General features: G+C 55.6%; 19 protein-coding genes. 14 read left to right on the forward strand and 5 right to left on the reverse strand.

The annotated features are described in order from the left end of the window. Positions 1 to 50: 50 nt before the first annotated feature. Entirely contained in the window at positions 51 to 491 is a 441-nt protein-coding gene (gene lysM, locus B7L09_RS15940) for a peptidoglycan-binding protein LysM (RefSeq protein WP_094469638.1), read from the reverse strand. Between the two features lie 137 nt (positions 492 to 628). On the opposite strand from lysM, the gene B7L09_RS15945 reads away from it, so the two are divergent. From B7L09_RS15945 to B7L09_RS15960, 4 genes are all read left to right on the forward strand, one after another. Next, positions 629 to 1,516, forward strand: coding sequence for a LysR family transcriptional regulator (locus B7L09_RS15945; protein WP_094469639.1), 888 nt, complete (start codon positions 629 to 631; stop codon positions 1,514 to 1,516). 94 nt (positions 1,517 to 1,610) lie between these two features. Then, a complete protein-coding gene (fdhD, locus tag B7L09_RS15950) occupies positions 1,611 to 2,450 on the forward strand; it encodes a formate dehydrogenase accessory sulfurtransferase FdhD (protein ID WP_094469640.1) in 840 nt (279 codons plus the stop codon). Next, positions 2,447 to 4,795 carry an FdhF/YdeP family oxidoreductase gene (locus tag B7L09_RS15955; RefSeq protein WP_094469641.1) on the forward strand — a complete coding sequence of 783 codons (2,349 nt, stop codon included), beginning with the start codon at positions 2,447 to 2,449 and terminating at the stop codon, positions 4,793 to 4,795. The genes fdhD and B7L09_RS15955 overlap by 4 nt, the downstream gene beginning before the upstream one ends. A gap of 353 nt (positions 4,796 to 5,148) precedes the next feature. Next, the gene (locus B7L09_RS15960; protein ID WP_094469642.1) at positions 5,149 to 5,637 is read left to right on the forward strand and encodes a glycine zipper domain-containing protein; all 489 of its coding nucleotides are present in this window, start codon (positions 5,149 to 5,151) and stop codon (positions 5,635 to 5,637) included. A gap of 68 nt (positions 5,638 to 5,705) precedes the next feature. Here B7L09_RS15960 and B7L09_RS15965 read toward each other — a convergent pair whose 3' ends face one another. Next, the gene (locus B7L09_RS15965) at positions 5,706 to 6,125 is read right to left on the reverse strand and encodes an acyl-CoA thioesterase (protein ID WP_094469643.1); all 420 of its coding nucleotides are present in this window, start codon (positions 6,123 to 6,125) and stop codon (positions 5,706 to 5,708) included. A 177-nt stretch (positions 6,126 to 6,302) separates the two neighbouring features. Then, the gene (locus B7L09_RS15970; protein ID WP_094469644.1) at positions 6,303 to 7,529 is read right to left on the reverse strand and encodes a 3-hydroxyacyl-CoA dehydrogenase; all 1,227 of its coding nucleotides are present in this window, start codon (positions 7,527 to 7,529) and stop codon (positions 6,303 to 6,305) included. Positions 7,530 to 7,854: 325 nt separating this feature from the next. Between B7L09_RS15970 and rffA the strand changes: the two genes are divergently transcribed. The 8 genes from rffA to B7L09_RS16010 all read left to right on the forward strand — a co-directional run bounded on the left by rffA (position 7,855) and on the right by B7L09_RS16010 (position 15,021). Then, positions 7,855 to 8,997: a dTDP-4-amino-4,6-dideoxygalactose transaminase gene (rffA, locus tag B7L09_RS15975; protein WP_094469645.1), complete on the forward strand. Its 1,143-nt coding sequence runs from the start codon at positions 7,855 to 7,857 to the stop codon at positions 8,995 to 8,997. A gap of 311 nt (positions 8,998 to 9,308) precedes the next feature. Next, on the forward strand, positions 9,309 to 10,769 hold the full coding sequence (locus B7L09_RS15980) for a hypothetical protein (protein ID WP_238547501.1): 1,461 nt from the start codon (positions 9,309 to 9,311) through the stop codon (positions 10,767 to 10,769). Positions 10,770 to 10,807: 38 nt separating this feature from the next. Then, positions 10,808 to 11,500 carry a WbqC family protein gene (locus B7L09_RS15985; RefSeq protein WP_010464732.1) on the forward strand — a complete coding sequence of 231 codons (693 nt, stop codon included), beginning with the start codon at positions 10,808 to 10,810 and terminating at the stop codon, positions 11,498 to 11,500. Continuing rightward, a complete protein-coding gene (locus B7L09_RS15990) occupies positions 11,497 to 12,420 on the forward strand; it encodes a glycosyltransferase family 2 protein (RefSeq protein ID WP_010464734.1) in 924 nt (307 codons plus the stop codon). Before B7L09_RS15985 ends, B7L09_RS15990 begins: the two co-directional genes overlap by 4 nt. After that, positions 12,407 to 13,042: a class I SAM-dependent methyltransferase gene (locus B7L09_RS15995; RefSeq protein WP_010464736.1), complete on the forward strand. Its 636-nt coding sequence runs from the start codon at positions 12,407 to 12,409 to the stop codon at positions 13,040 to 13,042. Before B7L09_RS15990 ends, B7L09_RS15995 begins: the two co-directional genes overlap by 14 nt. Continuing rightward, on the forward strand, positions 13,039 to 13,704 hold the full coding sequence (locus tag B7L09_RS16000) for an acetyltransferase (protein WP_010464737.1): 666 nt from the start codon (positions 13,039 to 13,041) through the stop codon (positions 13,702 to 13,704). Before B7L09_RS15995 ends, B7L09_RS16000 begins: the two co-directional genes overlap by 4 nt. Further along, the gene (locus B7L09_RS16005; protein WP_010464740.1) at positions 13,701 to 14,624 is read left to right on the forward strand and encodes a glycoside hydrolase family protein; all 924 of its coding nucleotides are present in this window, start codon (positions 13,701 to 13,703) and stop codon (positions 14,622 to 14,624) included. The genes B7L09_RS16000 and B7L09_RS16005 overlap by 4 nt, the downstream gene beginning before the upstream one ends. Beyond that, positions 14,617 to 15,021 carry a GtrA family protein gene (locus B7L09_RS16010; protein ID WP_094469646.1) on the forward strand — a complete coding sequence of 135 codons (405 nt, stop codon included), beginning with the start codon at positions 14,617 to 14,619 and terminating at the stop codon, positions 15,019 to 15,021. The genes B7L09_RS16005 and B7L09_RS16010 overlap by 8 nt, the downstream gene beginning before the upstream one ends. A 55-nt stretch (positions 15,022 to 15,076) precedes the next feature. Here B7L09_RS16010 and B7L09_RS16015 read toward each other — a convergent pair whose 3' ends face one another. Both B7L09_RS16015 and B7L09_RS16020 read right to left on the reverse strand, forming a co-directional pair. Next, the gene (locus tag B7L09_RS16015) at positions 15,077 to 17,011 is read right to left on the reverse strand and encodes a RecQ family ATP-dependent DNA helicase (protein ID WP_094469647.1); all 1,935 of its coding nucleotides are present in this window, start codon (positions 17,009 to 17,011) and stop codon (positions 15,077 to 15,079) included. A gap of 255 nt (positions 17,012 to 17,266) precedes the next feature. After that, entirely contained in the window at positions 17,267 to 17,770 is a 504-nt protein-coding gene (locus B7L09_RS16020) for a polysaccharide deacetylase (protein WP_094469648.1), read from the reverse strand. A 271-nt stretch (positions 17,771 to 18,041) separates the two neighbouring features. Here B7L09_RS16020 and B7L09_RS16025 point away from each other — a divergent pair, with 271 nt between their 5' ends. Together B7L09_RS16025 and B7L09_RS16030 are read left to right on the forward strand one after the other, a co-directional pair. Continuing rightward, positions 18,042 to 18,317, forward strand: a complete 276-nt coding sequence (locus B7L09_RS16025) for a hypothetical protein (protein WP_094469649.1) — start codon at positions 18,042 to 18,044, stop codon at positions 18,315 to 18,317. A gap of 73 nt (positions 18,318 to 18,390) precedes the next feature. Beyond that, positions 18,391 to 19,518: a hypothetical protein gene (locus B7L09_RS16030; RefSeq protein ID WP_010464750.1), complete on the forward strand. Its 1,128-nt coding sequence runs from the start codon at positions 18,391 to 18,393 to the stop codon at positions 19,516 to 19,518. The last annotated feature ends 80 nt before the right edge of the window (positions 19,519 to 19,598 follow it).

A 19,598-nucleotide genomic window follows, 5' to 3' on the forward strand; every position in this document is an offset into this window, starting at 1 on the left:
ATCCTGTAGGAGCCGGCTTGCTGGCGATGGCCATCACATGGTCTTGAGGGTTACTCAGGAATCCGCAACGACTGCCCCGGATAGATTTTGTCCGGGTGCTTGAGCATCGGTTTGTTGGCCTCAAAGATTTTGTTGTACTTGTTGGCATCGCCATACACGCGCAGGGAAATCGCGCTGAGAGTGTCGCCCTTCACGACGGTGACAAACTTTGCGGCCACTACCACCGGCCCGGTCACAGTAATCTGGTCATCCACACTACCAACACCGGCGATATTGCCTACGGCCAGCAGGATCTTCTCCTTCTCTTCCTGACTGCCGACTTCACCCGTCACGGTGACCTTGTCGCCATCCACCGTGGCCTGCACATTCGGGTTACCCAGTCCGACTTTGCTGATGTGTTCCTTCAACTGCTCGCTGGCATTGGCGTTGCCCGGCGTCAGCAGGTCGATAAGTTTTTCGCCTGCTTCTTTCACGAANCTAAAAATACTCATGGTGCACTCTCCTTGGGTTTTAGGTTCCAGACGCAAAAGCCTAGACCAAGCTTGAAACCCCCGATTCCAACCCGACCAATGACGCTGATCCGGCACAAGCGCTAGAATCCCGACCCTCACCGCACCCTGGAGCGAAGATGGACATCAAACAGTTGAAATTCCTCATCGCCCTCGACGAGACCCGGCACTTTGGCCAGGCGGCCGCGCGTTGCCATATCACCCAGCCGACTCTGTCGATGCGCCTGCGCAACCTCGAAGAAGAACTGGACTTGCAACTGGTCAACCGTGGCCAGCGCTTCGAAGGCTTCACCGCGCCGGGCGAGCGCGTCCTGGCATGGGCACGCACCGTACTGGCGGCCTATGACGGCTTGCAGGCGGAAGCGGCGGCCTGTCGCGGCAACCTCGTGGGTACGTTGCGNCTGGGCGTGGTGCCGCTGTCGAGTTTCGATCCNCTGNCGTTGATGCAACAACTGCACAAAGAACACCCGAACCTGCGCTTTGAGCTCTCGGCATTAAGCTCCGAACAAATCCTCGAACAGCTGGCGAGCAATCGCTTGGACCTCGGCGTGTCGTATCTGGAGCGNCTNGACAACGAGCGTTTCGACTCCCTGGCCTTCAGCGAAACCCGCATGGGCCTGCTCTACGACCAACGGTTTTTCAGCTTCGGCGACAAGCCGTTGAGTTGGGAAGCACTGATTGAATTGCCGTTGGGCATGCTCACCAGCGGCATGCACTTTCGTCAGTCAATCGACCACAANTTCCACAGCCGCGGCCTGACGCCCCAGCCGCTTCTGCAAACCGACGCCGTCCATCAATTGTTACAAGCGGTGCACGGTGGCCTCTGCTGCGCGGTGATGCCGCTGGATGGCGGCCTGGAAAACCTCACCGATCACTTGCGTTTGCAACCCATCGAAAACGCCAAAACCCTTGCCCGGCTTGGGCTGATCATGCGCCGCAGCGCCCCGCGCTCAGCGCTGGCCGAAGCCTGCTTTGCGATCTATCAGAAATCGCTGACAGCTTCTTGATCGACGTCATCTATCGGCAGATCAGTAATAGCGATTAGACGCGACATGTTGACGCGCCTAGGCTTAAACCTGACCAAACCGTCGGTGATGCCCCATGAACGCCAAGCGCCCTGCCTGCCCGGTGCCGGCCACAGAAACGCCCGCGCCCGCCGCCAGCCAGACCTACAGTTACAACGACCTTCAATACACCGAATCGGCCAGCACCGCGCTCGCCGAGGAAGTCGCGCTGGCAATCGCTTATAACGGCATCAGCCAAGCCGTGATGCTGGTGACGCCGACGGATCTGGAAGACTTCATCGTCGGTTTCAGTATCGGTAGTGGCATTATTGCNGACGCGTCCGACATCTATGACCTGCAACTCAGCGGTTCGGGCTCGGCGCAATACGCGCAAGTGACCATCGCCAATCGCGCGTTCTGGAACCTCAAGCAGCAGCGTCGGCAAATGGCCGGCACCAGCGGCTGCGGGCTCTGCGGCGTGGAGGCGGTGGAACAGGCATTGCCGGACCTAAAAGTGTTGCCCGGTGCGCCCCTGCCTCCCGCCGAATGGCTGGACGGTTTGCGCCAGCGCATCGGTGCGTTCCAGCCTCTTGGCCAGTACTCCGGCGCAGTGCATGCGGCGGTATTTATGAACAACCAGGGCGAGTTGCTGATGGGCCGTGAAGACATCGGCCGGCATAACGCCCTCGACAAGTTGATCGGCGCACTGATCCGCCAGAAGATCCCGACTGAAGGCGGCCTGGCGATTGTCACCAGCCGCTGCAGCCTCGAACTGATCCAGAAAGTTTTGCGCGCAGGCATCCAGACCCTGGTCAGCCTGTCGTCGCCTACCGGCCTGGCCGTGCAATGGGCCCGCCGCCACAACCTCAANCTCATCCATCTGCCCCAGAAGAATGCACCGCGGGTCTACAGCCCGGCATTGGAGAAACAAGCGTGAGTCAACACCGTCAAGCCGACCAGAAACCCGTCCCTCGCTACAAGCCCTACAAAGGCCCGGCCGGCGGCTGGGGCGCACTGATCAGCGTGGCGCAGGCCTGGCTGACCAGCGACAACGCGCTGAAAAACCTGCGCATGATGCTCAAAACCAACAAGAACGGCGGATTCGACTGCCCCGGTTGCGCCTGGGGCGATTCCAACGAAGCCGGCATGGTGGCGTTCTGCGAGAACGGCGCCAAAGCGGTGAACTGGGAGGCCACCAAACGCCGTGTGGATGCTGCCTTCTTCGCCAAGCACAGCGTCACTGCGCTGCTGGAGCAGAGCGACTATTGGCTGGAGTACCAGGGCCGTCTGACCGAGCCATTAAGCTATGACGCGGAAACAGATCGCTACAAGCCGATCAGCTGGGAAGCGGCGTTCGCCTTGATCGCCAAACATTTGCAGGGCCTGTCGAGCCCGAATCAGGCCGAGTTCTACACCTCGGGCCGCGCCAGCAACGAAGCGGCGTACCTGTATCAGCTGTTTGTGCGCGCCTACGGCACCAACAACTTCCCGGATTGTTCGAACATGTGTCACGAGGCCAGCGGCGTGGCCCTGGCGCAAAGCGTGGGCGTCGGCAAAGGCACCGTGACCTTCGACGACTTCGAACACGCCGATGCGATTTTTGTCTGGGGCCAGAACCCGGGCACCAACCATCCGCGGATGCTCGAACCTTTGCGCGAAGCCGTGAAACGCGGGGCGCAGGTGGTGTGCATCAACCCACTCAAAGAGCGCGGGCTGGAACGCTTCCAACACCCGCAACACCCGCTGGAAATGCTCACCAACGGCGACAAGCCGACCAACACCGCTTACTTCCGCCCGGCGCTCGGCGGCGACATGGCGGTGTTGCGCGGCATGGCGAAATTCCTGCTGCATTGGGAGCGCGAAGCGCAGCAGACCGGTAACCCTTCCGTGTTCGATCACGACTTCCTCAATGAACACAGCGCCAACGTGTTGGAATACCTCGGCCAGATCGACGACACCTCGTGGGATGAGATCGTCGCGCAGTCCGGCCTGACCCTGGTTGAGCTTGAGCAAGCGGCGCGCATGTACGCCAAAGGCAAGAACGTGATCATGTGCTGGGCGATGGGCATCACCCAGCACCGCCACTCGGTGCCGACCATCCAGGAAATCGCCAACCTGATGCTGCTGCGCGGCAACATCGGCCGCCCAGGCGCAGGCCTGTGCCCGGTGCGCGGCCACAGTAACGTGCAAGGCGACCGGACGATGGGCATCAACGAACGTCCGCCGGTGGCGTTCCTCGATTCCCTGGAGCGGCGCTTCCAGTTCAAGGTGCCGCGTGAAAACGGTCATAATGTGGTCGAGGCGATCCACGCGATGGCCGAAGGTCGCGCCAAAGTCTTTATCGGTCTGGGTGGCAACTTCGCCCAGGCGACGCCGGACAGCCCGCGCACCTTCGAAGCGCTGCGCAGCTGCGACCTGACCGTGCAGATCAGCACCAAGCTCAACCGCAGCCACCTGATGCACGGCAAAGACGCGCTGATCCTGCCGTGCCTGGGCCGTACCGACATCGACATCCAGACCGAAGGCGCGCAAGCGGTGACCGTCGAAGATTCGTTCAGCATGGTCCACGCCTCCAACGGCCAGTTGCAGGCACTGTCGAACCAGATGCGCTCGGAGCCGTGGATCATCGCCGGCATCGCTGCCGCGACCCTGGGCAGCAAACCGGTGGACTGGAACTGGCTGGTGGCCGATTACAGCCGCATTCGCGATCTGATCGCCGATACCATTCCGGGCTTTCGCGACTTCAACGAGAAGATCAAGAATCCGGGCGGTTTCTACCTCGGCAACAGCGCCGGGGCACGCAAGTGGAACACCCCGTCAGGGCGCGCCAATTTCCGCCCGAACGTCCTGCCCAAAGACCTGGTGCACGAACGCACCCACGCCACGGGCCGGGTGCCGGACCTGATCATGCAATCGATGCGCTCCCACGATCAGTACAACACCACCATTTATGGGCTGGATGACCGTTATCGTGGCGTGAAGGGTCAGCGGGATGTGTTGTTCGTCAATGAAGCGGACATCATCCGCCTGGGGTTCAAGCCTGGGCAGAAGGCTGACATCGTTTCGATCTGGGACGATGGGCGTGAGCGTCGGGTGAAGGGCTTTACGCTGCTGGCGTTTGATATTCCTGCGGGGCAGGCGGCGGCTTACTACCCGGAAGTGAACCCGCTGGTGCCACTGGAAAGCACCGGGGATGGCAGCCATACNCCGACGTCGAAGTTTGTGGCGATCCGTCTGGAAATGGCGAGTGATACCGGGTTGATTTTGGCCAAGTCGGCTTAACGCGACAGCAGGTCCGGACTTTTCGCGGGCAAGCCTCGCTCCCACAGGTTCTGTGTCGTATGCATTTTTTGTACATGACACGGATCCTGTAGGAGCGAGGCTTGCCCGCGAAGGCGCCCGCAAGGGCAACACATGATCGCCTCCCGCAACTTTCCAATCGCCCACAAAAAAGGCCGTTTTTTCACAAAAACGGCCTATCCGAAGTAGCTAAAGACCGGCGAAAAACCCTTAAGTTCCGCCCAAAAAACAGTAACTTATAGAAATGTGCTCAAGTCGTGTTACTCGTCGGATTTCGATTGTCACGACCAGGACACAGCCTCAGGATCGCGCCGTCATCCCCTTGAGGTCTCTCTATGAAGTTCTCCTCGATTCTCTTGTTGTCCCTTGGCCTGGTCAGTGGCGCAGCCATGGCCGGTGGCACCACCGAAGCAGGNGTGGGCGGCGCATTGGGCGGGGTTCTTGGCTCGGTCGTCGGTCAGTCGCTGGGCGGCAATACAGGTTCCACCATTGGCGCGGCCCTGGGCGGCGCGGGTGGTAGCGCAGTCGGCGCNGACAAACGCAGCCGTGGCGAAGCCGCTATCGGTGGCGCCTTGGGCGCGGCCGGTGGCAACGTGGTGGGCCGCAGCATGGGCGGCAGCACGGGCAGCCTGATCGGCGCAGCCGCCGGCGGTGGTGCGGGCGGCGCGCTGGGTAACTATATGGGCAACAAGAGCGATGAAGACGATGATCGTCGCTCGTATCGCGGCGGCCGTGATGACCGTCGTTACTACCGTGACGGCCACCCGGGCCGAGGTCATGCCTATGGTCATCGCAAACATAACAAGCACTATCGTCATCATTGAGGCCTGAACGGCTTCGCTGATCGATAGATAAAAAATCGCAGCCCAAGGGCTGCGATTTTTTTTGTCCGTCAAACCACCAGACGCTCCAATGCACCACGCAATCCGGCTGGAATCGCCACCGGTTGATTCGACGTCCGATCCACAAACACATGCACAAAGCGCCCTGCCGCGCAGGCTTCCTCTTCGCCTGCCTTGAACACCGCCAACTCATACTGCACCGAGCTGTTACCCAGCTTGCCCACCCGCAGGCCAATCTCTATGCGGTCCGGAAAGGCGATGGAGGCGAAGTAATCGCAAGACGAACTCACCACAAAACCCACCACCTCGCCGTCATGGATATCCAGGCCGCCGACTTCGATCAAGTAGGTGTTCACCGCCGTGTCGAAGAAGCTGTAGTAGGTGACATTGTTGACGTGACCGTAGGCGTCGTTGTCGTGCCAACGGGTGGTGATGGGCTGGAAGTGCGGGTAGTCGGTGCGTTGGTTCATGCGCAGCTCTCGTCTTGAAGTGGATGAAGTCTACCGATCCGCAAACCCTTTACCCACCGCCTCTAACTATCGAGAGCAGGCTCGCTTGTATGTTTAGACTTGAAGGGGTGGGCCACCGAGATCCGGGTAGTCGGTGCGTTGGTTCATGCGCAGCTCTCGTCTTGAAGTGGATGAAGTCTACCGATCCGCAAACCCTTTACCCACCGCCTCTAACTCACCAATCAGGCGCGCCGGTTTCCAGTGATCGCCTTGACGGGTCTCCAGCGCCATCAACCGCTGATGAATATCCGCCAGCCCTTGCTGATCCGCCCACGCCATTGGCCCGCCCTTGTCCGCCGGGAAACCGTACCCGTTGAGGTACACCAGATCGATGTCGTGCGCCGACCCCGCAATACCTTCCTGAAGGATCTTCGCGCCTTCATTGACCAGCGCCAGCAGACAGCGCTCGAGAATCTCCTCAGGGCTTATCTCGCGACGCTGGAAGCCAAGCCCTTCGCTAACATTTAGCACCAGCGCATCGACTTCAGGATCGTGTTCAGCCTGTCGACTGCCCGGTTCATAGTGGTAATAGCCATTGCCGCTCTTCTGACCAAAACGCCCCAATTCGCACAAGCGGTTATCCACCTGAACCTCAGGCGCATCCTGCCCTTCGCCAGCCAATTCCCGAGCGCGCCATCCCAGATCGACGCCAACCACGTCGTACATGCGAAACGGCCCCATGGCAAAACCGAAACCTTGCAGCGCCGCATCCACCTGATAGGGATAAGCGCCCTCAAGCAGCATCTTGCGTGCTTCGAGCACGTAGGTATTGAGCATGCGGTTGCCGATGAAACCGTTGCAGTTGCCCGCTACCACGCTGACCTTGCCCATGCGCTTGCCCAGCTCCAGCGCCGCATCGAGTACGGCGGGCGAAGTCTGCGCACCGCGAACGATTTCCAGCAATTTCATGATGTGCGCCGGGCTGAAGAAGTGCAGCCCCAAGACCTGTGCCGGACGGCGAGTCGCCGCGGCGATGGCGTCGATATCCAGCGCCGACGTGTTGCTGGCCAGAATGCCTTCGGGTTTGAGCAGCCCGTCCAGTTCGCGGAAGATCTTTTGCTTGAGCTCAAGGTTTTCGTAAACCGCTTCGATCACCAGATCAACCTCGCGGATCGACGCATAATCGGCCGCCGCCGTGACCCGTGCGATGCGCGCATCCGCCTCGGCCTGATCGATGCGACCCTGGCGCACATTGTGCGCGCAGGTGTCCGCCACGGTGGCCAGCGCCTGTTCCAGCATCTGCGGATTGTTATCGACCCACTGCACCGGAACGCCGGCGTTGGCCAGGCACATGACAATGCCACGACCCATGGTGCCTGCACCGATCACGGCGGCGCGCTGAATGTTGAACGGTGTCTGGCTCATGTTTGCTCTCTTGTTGGCGATCCATAGACAGACCTCACCATAGTCAGCCGCTGGGTATTTTTGAAATTTATTCCTGTGATGAGCAACATTCAGCGGATGGATGAGCCCGCAGGATTAATGCAAATCCCTGTGGGAGCGAGCTTGCTCGCGATGGGGCCATCACATTCAGCATTGATGTTGACTGTAGCGCCGCCATCGCGAGCAAGCTCGCTCCCACAGTGGGGCTCGCGGCCCTTCGATTAAAGTTTCGCCAGGCTAAATACAAAAAAGTAACAATCTGCTGACTGGCTACACCACTACAACTATTCAGGCCCGGAGGCATCGCGTGAGTATCGGAAAAATCCCGTTCAATCGACCTTATATGACAGGTAAGGAGTTTTATTTCATTGAACAGGCGAAGCTCGGCAATGTGCTCGCTGGAGATGGTCCGTTCACCAAGAAATGTCACCGCTGGCTCGAAGAAACAACCGGGTCTGTCAAAGCGCTTTTGACCCACTCATGTACTGCTGCTCTTGAAATGACCGCGTTGCTGCTGGACATCCAGCCCGGTGACGAAGTCATCATGCCTTCCTACACTTTCGTCTCCACCGCCAATGCCTTTGTTTTGCGAGGTGCGGTGCCTGTATTCGTCGACATCAGAGAAGACACTCTGAACCTCGACGAACGCCTGATTGAGGCAGCCATTACGCCCCGCACGAAGGCCATTGTTCCTGTTCATTATGCAGGTGTGTCCTGTGAGATGGACACGATCATGCACATCGCTCGTAAACATGGACTCAAAGTCGTTGAGGATGCCGCTCAAGGTGTGATGTCTGCTTATAAAGGACATGCTCTTGGAAGTATCGGTGATCTTGGTGCTTTTAGTTTTCACGAAACGAAGAATGTGATTTCGGGTGAGGGCGGTGCTCTTTTGGTAAATGAGCCGCAGCTGTCGTTACGCGCAGAAATCATTCGAGAGAAAGGCACTGATCGCAGTCGTTTCTTTCGTGGTCAGGTAGATAAATATACTTGGCAAGAAGTAGGCTCTTCCTTTTTGCCTGGAGAGTTGATCGCCGCGTTTCTTTGGGCGCAACTTGAAGAAGCTACCAGCATCACCAATCGACGTTTGGCGACCTGGGACTATTACCATGCTGCCCTTGCACCACTTGAACAGAAGGGATTATTGCGTCGTCCAATCGTCCCGGATGAATGTCAGCACAATGCGCACATGTATTACGTGTTGCTGTNACCAAGCTTTGACCGTCAACACGTATTGACCAGGTTGAAACAAAACGCCGTAGATGCGGTATTTCACTACGTTCCGTTACATTCCTCTCCAGCAGGACAGCGCTATGGACGAGCACACGGACCACTGACGGTGACCAACCAACAGTCGGAACGTTTGATAAGACTGCCAATGTGGGTAGGGCTCACCGAACAGCAGCAAAACAAAATTGCCGACTTGTTATTGAATGCGACCAGCAACTAATCAACAAAAATATATCATGGGAGAGGCCGCCTTATAGCGGTGCACCTCGACATTCAAAAAGTGTCGCATTCTCGTTATAAAGCAGCAGGCGCATTGCCCGCTCACAACTGTACCGCTTCACCCACAAGGCCGTAACTATGTACAAAATGACAGAACGAACCGCCTCCATAGTTATCGGACTATTTTTTTTTACATTGCTGTCCGGGATTGTCATACCCGTCTACTCTGACGAAATTGTGTCAAAGTGGAGTGTGTCGAGGTTTTTTCTTGAAGACCAACATTTGGTGTCTTTCTTTCCACAATGCTCGACAATGTCCGACCGGGCTGTCTCCTGGGTCTTTTATCCCGCCGCTGCATTGATTTCGACGATATATAGCAACCTGAGCCCTCTTGGGACGAGATTAAGCGGGATTGTTTTAACACTGGTTTGGTTTGGCCTGCTTACATTCTGGTGCTTTAAGCAAACAAATGAAAAATCCGGCATGACACGTCTTGCCGGCCTTATTGCATTTTCATCACTAGGCGTATTGCCATATCTATTGGTCCTGTCTCGCTCCGAACAGTTTATGACATTGCCTATTCTGGTTTTTTGTTTAACCGCGTTTTATTTTAAAGCCGAAAAAACCGTGTTTAAACAATGCCTGGGGGCATTGCTGCTGACATTTATACTTTCCTGTTTTTTTTATGTCCATCCAAAAAGCCTGTTCTTCCTCCCTTTTTTATTGGTCGCCCTGTGGTTGACCACCGAGACTTATCACACGCTAATCCGTTGCGCATTGCTCGTCTATGCGCTGGTGCTGTTTGCTCAAGTACTCCACGAATCGAACGCTATTGCCGCTTGTACAGATGCACCTGCAATGCAAGCGTTACTGGCGGCCAACACACTGTTGCCAGGAATGTTATTCTCTGCACCGCTTGATTTTATCAACGCAGCGTCAAACAACCTTCTGAATTTCCCGGACAAACTACTTTTACATTTGACCTTCAATCCGGTTTCGCAATCGGGTTGGCTGCCGCCGATTGAAAGCAGTGACAGCTTTTTCCTGTACTTGAACTTCGTTATCAAATATCTGCTTTACGCCTTTATCATCGGCACGCACCTTGCTGGCTTATTGATCTTTATGATCAACATCGTAAGAAGAAAGTTATCCGCACCCGTCTTTCTGGCCGCATTGCTGGCATCCGCCGACATATTCAATGCGCTTTTCTTCAATATTCAGAATTTCTACGCAGCTACCCAATTTTTACCCATCGCCATCATCCTGGCCGCTTTGTTATTGCATAACATCACCATCCCAAAATGGCGTGGATACTCGGCTGTTGGTTACTCAGCCATCTTGATCATTTCCATCCTTTCGATGATGACGCTCTTATTAGCAGTATTTCCCGCCACGCTAAAAAACTCTGCGTCTGCGGCAGCAACGCTGCCTGGCCAACCCTTGTCCATTCCGGTTTTCAATACCCAATCCCACTTGAAATCCATTGAGAAGCTTGGTGCATCCTGTGGTCTGCCTCCGGACAACACACGAAATATGGTTGTCGATCACATGACGTATTTCGCTTATATGAAAGCGAAAAACCCCATACATGTTCTTTATGTATCCGAATATGGCTTCGGCGGCGACCTGTCAAATGGTCGACTATTGCCCTTCTTGAAAAAACTGAAAAGTCCTGGTGTCATTTCACGCTGCGAATGGATGCCATTGCAGTTTCGTAATGTACAAAAGAGTGATGACATGGGTTATTGCTGTGTGAACCTGGACGATTTATAAATCATGCATTTTATTCATTTAAGAGGCGTCTGAACGAAATGAAAAAAATCGCTATCGTGCAATCCAATTACATACCCTGGAAGGGTTATTTCGACATGATTGCCGCTGTCGATGAATTCATTCTCTATGACGACATGCAATACACCCGGCGTGACTGGCGCAACCGAAACCAGATCAAGACACCTCAGGGTCTGCAATGGCTAACCGTGCCCGTTAAAGTCAAAGGCAAATACCACCAGACAATTTTCGAAACCGAAATCGAGGGTTCCGAGTGGGCGTCGGTTCACTGGAAATCCTTGCAGCAAAATTATCGCCGTTCGCCGCACTTCGAAGAGATTTCAGCCTGGCTTGAACCTCTCTTTACAGGTCCCTACACGCGGCTGTCTGACCTCAATAGAGCCTTTCTCGAGCGCATCTGTACCTATCTGGGGATTACGACGGTCATCAGCAATTCTTCGGACTATACGTTGAGCGACGGCAAGACCGAACGCCTGGCGGACCTCTGTGTGCAGGCTGGCGCCACCGAGTACATTTCCGGCCCGGCAGCACGGGATTACGTTGAGGCCGATGTGTTCTTCGACCGAGGTATTCAGCTAAGCTGGTTTGACTATTCCGGCTACCCTGAGTATCCGCAGCTCTGGGGAGATTTTTCTCACTACGTAACCATTCTTGATTTGTTATTCAATTGTGGGAAAGAAACGCCTAACTTCATGAAATTCATACGCCAATGAAACTATCAATTGTAGCGACGCTTTATCAATCAGCTGCTTACCTGGCTGAGTTTCACCAGCGAGCAAGCGCTGCCGCACAAAAGCTGGTTGGTGATGATTATGAAATCGTCCTTGTAAACGATGGCTCACCCGACAACAGTCTGGAAACCGCAGTGCGTTTGACCGAGCAGGACGGCCACATCGTGGTTGTCGACCTGTCGCGCAATTTCGGCCATCACAAGGCGATGATGACCGGCCTGGCACACGCCACCGGTGAGCGCATATTTCTGATCGATAGTGATCTGGAAGAAGAACCGGAATGGCTGCTCACGTTCGCGCAACAAATGGCAGAAGACCAAAATGACGTGGTCTATGGCGTGCAGGAACGACGCAAAGGCAATTTTCTGGAGCGTATCAGTGGGCGCTGGTTCTATGGCTTGTTCAGGCTACTCACGGGCCTCAACCTTCCAGAGAACATCGTGACTGCACGATTGATGACCCGTCGTTATGTGGATGCACTGCTCAGCCATCAAGAACGTGAAGTGTTTATGGCAGGCCTGTGGCACATCACAGGTTTCGTTCAAAACCCTCGCCTCATAAAAAAACACAGCACTAGCGAAACAACGTATACGTTTCGCCGGAAAATGTCGCTGCTGGTCAATTCCGTCACCTCATTCAGCAATGCACCACTGATTGGTATTTTTTATATTGGCCTGGCCATTTCACTGTTGTCATGCGTTTACATCACTTATCTACTGATCATCAAACTCACGCAGGCCACACCCGTCGATGGCTGGACCTCGGTGATGGCCTCTATTTGGCTGTTGGGCGGGATGATCATTTCTTTTATAGGTGTTGTCGGCATTTATTTGTCAAAGATATTCTCCGAGACCAAACAGCGTCCCTATACCATTGTGAGGCAAGTTCATGGAAAGCGATAAAACCGAACTTTTGTCTGAAGTTGCCGAGTACTACTCCTCGAAACTTGCCGAGCACGGCGAGACGCCTCAAGGGGTGGACTGGAATGGTAAAGAAGGGCAGTACCTGCGGTTTAAGCAACTCAACAACATCATTGACAGCGAAAAGCCCTTTTCCATCAATGATGTCGGCAGTGGCTACGGTGCGTTCTACGACTTTTTGCAGGAGCGACACAGCGCATTTTCCTACGACGGCATCGATGTGTCTGAAGACATGGTCAATGCCGCAAGGCTGCGTTACAACGGTCAATCCCACGTACAGTTCCATGTCGGCAGCGAACCCATGCGAACCGCTGACTACGGAATTGCGAGTGGCATTTTCAACGTCCGCCTGGGCAGAACAGATTTAGAGTGGTCCACTTACCTTGAAGGTGTACTCGATACGCTCGACAAGACCAGCCGATTGGGATTCGCCTTCAATTGCCTGACGTCCTACTCCGATGCCGACAAGATGCGTGAATATCTTTACTACGCTGACCCTTGCAAACTGTTCGATCTTTGTAAACGTCGTTATTCGCGCAATGTGGCGCTTCTTCATGATTATGATCTCTATGAGTTCACCATCCTGGTGAGGAAACAACCATGAAGAAACCGTTGATTATCTTTGGAGCGGGCGATATTGCACAACTTGCCCATTATTATTTTTCCTCGGATTCAGACTATGAAGTTGTCGCGTTTACTGTCAACGCGGCGTACGTCACCGACCCGACATTTTGCGGGCTTCCTGTATGCGCATTTGAGGAGCTCTCTACGCAGTATCCGCCAGATCGATTCGAATTGTTCGTCGCATTGAGCTACTCGAAACTCAATGCTGTGCGCAAAGAAAAGTACCTTGCCGGCAAGGCAATGGGCTACCGGTTTGCAAACTTTATCAGCTCTCACGCAACGGTTTTGAATGAAGGACGTATCGGAGAGAACTGCTTCATTTTCGAAGACAACACCATCCAGCCCTTTGTCACCATCGGCAACAACGTGACGCTGTGGAGCGGTAATCATATTGGCCATCACTCCACGATCAGGGATCACGCCTTCATTGCTTCCCACGTGGTGGTTTCTGGAGGCGTCGACATCGGTGAGCAGTGCTTTATCGGTGTTAACGCAACGCTGCGCGATCACATCAAAGTCGGTGAACGGTGCGTCATCGGTGCAGGTGCCTTGCTCTTGAGTGATGCCGAACCCGAGGGCTTGTACGTCGGTTCAGCGACTGAGCGCTCCAAAGTGCCAAGCACCAAGTTGAGGAAGATATGACCCCTCACTGGAAAAAACTGGGACTGCTCTACCGCCCCCCCATTACCGGACGGCATCCAAAGCTTTTGACTCACGTTGCCAATCCCTTACCCGTTTTGCTTGAAGGCGACGTTTATCGGATTTATTACAGCGGAAGAGACGCCAACAACCGGTCCTCAGTGGGCGCGGTTGATGTCAACATCATCACTCGCCAAGTGATCTGTGAACATGACGAACCGATGTTTGTGCATGGCAACGAAGGAAGCTTTTTTGCAGATGGCGTCAGCATCGGCAATTGTTATGAGGCCGACGGCATTCGGTACATGCTATTTATGGGTTGGCAAAACCCAGCAGCCGGCCATTGGCGTGGTGATATCGGTCGACTGATCGTCAATGCGGATCTCACGTTGAAACTTGAGAGTCAGGTGCCTTTCATGGGTGCTGATGCTACCGATCCCATTAGTCTTTCCTACCCTTGGGTGATGCGCCGTGACAGCGATGGTTACGATATGTGGTACGGCTCAACCGCAAATTGGGATGCCGGCAATGTAGAGATGCTGCATACCTTGAACTACGCATCCTCTACCGACGGGCATCATTGGAATCGGCGAGGATTGGCGGTTCCCTACGTTATTGGGCAAGCACAAGCGTTCTCGAGACCAACAGTCATAGGCTCGACAGAAACCGGGTTTGAAATGTGGTTTTCTTATCGAAGTGGTGCGGGGGAATCCTACAGGATCGGGTATGCGCGCAGTAATGATGGTCAAGCCTGGCAGTTGGATTTGAGCGCTTGCGGCATTGATGTCTCGGCTGATGATTGGGACTCGGAGATGATCGAATACCCCTACGTGTTTATCCATAAAGACCAACGTTACATGCTCTACAACGGTAATGGTTATGGCAAATCCGGTTTTGGTCTGGCGGTTTGGGTAGATGCGTAAATCACTGGGCAAGCTCCCCAAGAAAAAGACAATTATCGAGTTAGTGCGTTACGGCGTAATCGGTCTGATAACTAACTTTCTAGGCTATTTGATCTATTTGTTGATTACCTATTATGGCGGCACACCGAAAATCACGATGAGCGTACTCTACGCGGTGGGTACCGCCATCAGTTTTATCAGTAACCGAAAATGGACCTTTTCCCATGATGGCAATCTGATGAGTGCTGGGGCGCGTTATATTTTTGCGCATAGCCTTGGGTATGCCTTGAATTTGTCCCTTCTAATCATCATGGTGGACCATCTCGGCTACCCGCATCAGTGGGTCCAGGTATTTTCCATATTTGCCGTTGCCGGTTTTCGAGCTTGCTCGCGATGGGGCCATCACATTCAGCATTGATGTTGACTGTAGCGCCGCCATCGCGAGCAAGCTCGCTCCCACAGTGGGGCACAATTCAGCCTGCGAGATGTTGTTCAGCCCACTCCCGCACGTCGGCATACGGATAATTCTCCAGCGCCGCAAATCCCGAAATCGAACGCGCCTTGAGCTTGGTAAACAGCGGCACGCTGATCCCGCACAAAAACCGGGTGACGCGTTCAGCCGACGGCACATTGCCGGTGTGCTGCTCATGCCTGTGGATAAAATCACCGCACAGCGCTTCAAAGTTTTTATCCACAAGCGCCGGCAATTCCGGCGGCGATGGCAGCCGCGCCACTTGCCCATGACACACCGAACAATGCCCGCACTGACGAGGCGCGTTTTCATCGCCGAAGTACTCGGCCAGGCGATAGCCCAGGCAATGGTCGGTGGCGAACAGATCCAGCATCGCGTGAATCCGAGCAATCTCGGTACGTTCATGCTGGGTGAAATAGGCGTGCAGTTCGGCGCTCAGTGCCTGACTGTCGACATTCGCTTGCAGCAGGCTGTAGACCTCGGTCATNTGCTTGCTTTCCAGCTCGATCAAGCCCTGTTCCTGGAAGTAATCCAGCGCCTTGACCACCCGGTTGCGCTCGGCTTGGTGCTGTTCATAGAGCGCATCGAAATTCACTGTGGCCCAGGTTCGGGCGCGGCTGGAGGTCTGGATAATGGCCGCGACAAAGTCTTTGCGCTCGCCCTCGAAGCGGGCCAGCAAAGCTTCCGGTTCTTGCAAATACTTGAAGCGGTATTCGGCGTAATAGGCGTAACGCGGGGCAATCAAACCACGCAGTTCGAGTTGCACCAACAAGGTCTTGAGCGGCAGCTGGCGAATGTTGCTCTGGTCCGACAAGGGTCCCAACAGAAACTCCCACTGCCCCTCCGGCGCAGCAGCTTGCATCTCATCGAGTACACAGCGAATGCCGTCCAGTTCTGGCGTGTCGCCGTAAACAAAGTTTTCCAGCACATTGAGGCTGTCGCGGTTGGCCAACACCAGGCAGTCGGACGGCTGCCCATCACGCCCTGCGCGGCCGATCTCCTGGCTGTAGTTCTCGATGGACTTGGGCAGGTCGAAATGCACCACGTTGCGGATGTCACTCTTGTCGATGCCCATGCCAAACGCGATGGTGGCAACGATGCAATTGGAGCGCCCGCCCATAAAGCGTTGCTGGATACCCTCACGTTTATCGTGGGCCAAGCCGGCGTGATAGGCCTCGGCCTGGATGCCATTGCGGTTCAGGTGCTCGGCAATCTGCTCGGCGGTTTTTTGCAGGGTGACGTAAACGATGCTCGGCTGACCGGGACGTTCGCTCATCCATTCGACGAGTCGTCGGCGTTTGTCCTGACCACGTACCGGCTCGACCAGCAGATTAAGGTTCGGCCTGTAGAAACCGGTGGTCACCACGTCTTCGGGGGCGATGGCGAATTTGGCCTCCATGTCCGCGATCACTTTGGGCGTCGCAGTGGCGGTCAGCAGCAGGGCCTGCGGGATATTGAACTGGCGCTGGTAGTCCGGCAGCTTCAAATAGTCCGGGCGAAAATTGTGGCCCCACTCCGAGATGCAGTGGGCCTCGTCCACCACCAACAACGAGATCGGCACCTGCTGCAGGAAATTGCGGAAGCGTTCGTTCTTCAGGCGCTCCACGGAGATCATCAAAATCTTCAGCTCGCCGGACCTGGCCCGGGCCATCACATCACTTGCGTCGTCCCGACTCTGGGCCGAATCGATGCTGCCCGCTGCAATGCCATGGCGTTGAAGGAACGCCAACTGATCCTGCATCAATGCCAGCAGTGGCGAGACCACCAGCGTCAGATGCGGCAGTAAAAGGGCCGGCAATTGATAACAAAGGGACTTGCCCGAGCCGGTGGGGAAAATCGCCGCCGCCGAGCGCCCGGCCAACACCGCGCTGACCGCCGCCTCCTGGCCAGGCCGAAACTGTGGATAACCGAAAACCTGTTCCAGGGTGTTGTGCATAAGCTGTCACTCCGTTGACCGCTGCGAAGCCCAAAGCCTAGCCGGCAAACGCAGCGAGTCGAGAAAAGGTCGGGGACCAAAACGATACGGGATGATACAGCGGATGCAACATGGACAAGGTCAGACTTGAGGATTCGGGCGGTGGGGAGATTGCTTTCGCGAGCAAGCCCGCTCCCACAGGGAAATGCATTTCAATGTGGGAGCGAGCTTGCTCGCGAAGAGGCCAGTCAAGTCAGCGCAACAACCGGAATTGACTCAGGGCACCAACACCGCCACCCGCAGTTGCTCATTCAGCGCCTGCTCATGAAACACCTGGCTTCTACTCGCCCAAACCGCATGGGCCGGGCTGATTTCCCCCGTGAAAGCCGCCGCCAACTGACGCAAGTCGGCGACGCTTCGCACGCGGGGGCAGAAGGGTTCGTCGTCGCAGTTCTGACTGGCGCCGCGGTAAGTGGCCAGTAACCGATCCCACAACCCGTCACGCACCTGCCTGACCGACTTGAGCTTCACATCCTGCACGCCCAGTCGCTGTTTCAGACTGTGTTCGTCGAGCATTTCACTGGCCAGCAGTGCCTTGCCGAACATCAACACCTCGGCGCGGGACGCGGTGTCCACGTTCGCCTGGCTGGTCAGGGCATCCGGCCAACCGGTGCGATCCATATTGGCGAGGACCATCGGGTTGCTAGCGTCAGCTGCGCTCGCCAACCGACAAACACCCGCCCACAGCAACAAAACCGAGGCCATACGTAGCCATTGCATACTTAATTCCCTTTAAGCGTTGAAAGGACGTTTTTCGAAACGTCCTACAGATTCTGGCGCGCACCTTACAGAGGATTGATGCGCTTCGCCTGACAAACACGTAGGAAATTCGACCTCTAGGGGAATTGCTGAAAAAAGCCTCGGGGAACACGTAGGCAAAAGGCCACAACGCAGGTAAATCCCCTACAAACCCCGTCCATTTGCGCGGTATTGCGACGCCTGGATGCGCGCCTCTATAGTTTGCCGCGCCGCTGAATACAGGACAGACCTCATGCAAGACCGCTATCGCCCGCTCAAAACCAGCTACAGCGAAACGCCCGTGTTGGTCATCGATACGGAGGCCGACCCTCACGACATCCTCGACGCTGCCCGACAACGCATCCGCGCCGCCAGCGATCTGCTCGAAACGCTGTATTGCCTGTGCTTCAAACAGGCCAATGCGGACGACATCCCCAACATCATCAACGGGTTGTACCTGCTGACCCAGGACGGCAATGAACTGCTCGACATCGCCCGACAGCGCCTGCCAAAAACCACCACCGATTGACGCATTCACCACAATCCACTGTGGGAGCCTGCTCGCTAGTCTGCAAGCTCTTAAACCCATCAAGAGCACTACAATGACTACATTAACTATTTTCCTCTGCGGCACCGGTTCGACCAAATTCGACAACCAGAACCCGACTTACTGGAACGGCGAACTGGTCTCGACACTGGCTTCCCATCACGGCGGCCGCGAATTTGCCGAATGGATCGTGATTGACGGCCCCGGCACCAGCAACCTGCAAGCCGACGAGCTGTTCACCAAATCCGGGGACTACGGCCTGAGCGGCACGCTGTTCGGCAAGGGCTGGGAAGAAAACGTCAAACACGCCATCAACATCATCAAAGGCAAATGCGACTGGGAACGTGAAAAACTGACGGAGGCTGAATACAACCGTCTCAAGGCTGCCGGAATCCCTATTGAAGATGTGATCGTCGAAGGTTCCTGGTTGTGGCGCAAGTACAACTACGGCGACCGCAGCGTGACCCAACAGAAGTTACAGGAACAAATCATAAAAACATTCCGCAAGGACGGCGTTATTCCAACCAACGTCAACTTGGTAGGCTGGAGCCGCGGCGGCATTAGTTGCCATATGCTGGCCAATGCCATGTTCAAGGACAGTACACTGAAGAACATCCCGGTGAACATCTTTGCGATAGATCCGGTGCCGGGCATCGGTAATTTTCAGGAAGAAAAAGTCAAACTGAATGCCAACGTAAAAGAATACGTTGGCTTCTACGCCCGGGACGAACGCTCCAAAGGCTTCAGCTGCGTCATCCCGCAAACGGCCACCGGCACCCGCACTCACATCTACCCGATGCCCGGCCGCCACGGCACGCTGGTCGGCAACGCCGCCGCCGATGGTGTCAGCGGCCCTAAAGCGCTGGCCGAACCCGGCCTGATCGTCCGCCACTTTGCCGAAGTGTGCTTGAAACGCTGGGGTGTGCCGCTGAACAAAACCACCAACCTGACCCCGACCGACCTGCAAAACCACCACAACGCGATGGCCAGCGCCGCCGCGAAATACAAAGCGATGGAAAAGTGCTCGTACACCTTCTTCACCGAACTGGACCAGGGCGAGCGCTACGTTTCGCTAGGCAGCAACGGGGTCAAGTTCTCGGCGGTGAGAGGCACGATTTACGCGCCGGCGACTGGGTTGACCACTGGCCTGCAGGATGTGGCGGCTTATCAGCATATGGGTTAAGTGATGGGTGTGGGAGCAGGTTCAGGTCAACCTTGATGATTCACGCCGAGCGCGATGAACGATGACGCGGTGCACCTGGT

This window comes from Pseudomonas mandelii, from assembly GCF_002251635.1.
In the GTDB taxonomy this organism is placed as follows: domain Bacteria; phylum Pseudomonadota; class Gammaproteobacteria; order Pseudomonadales; family Pseudomonadaceae; genus Aquipseudomonas; species Aquipseudomonas mandelii_B.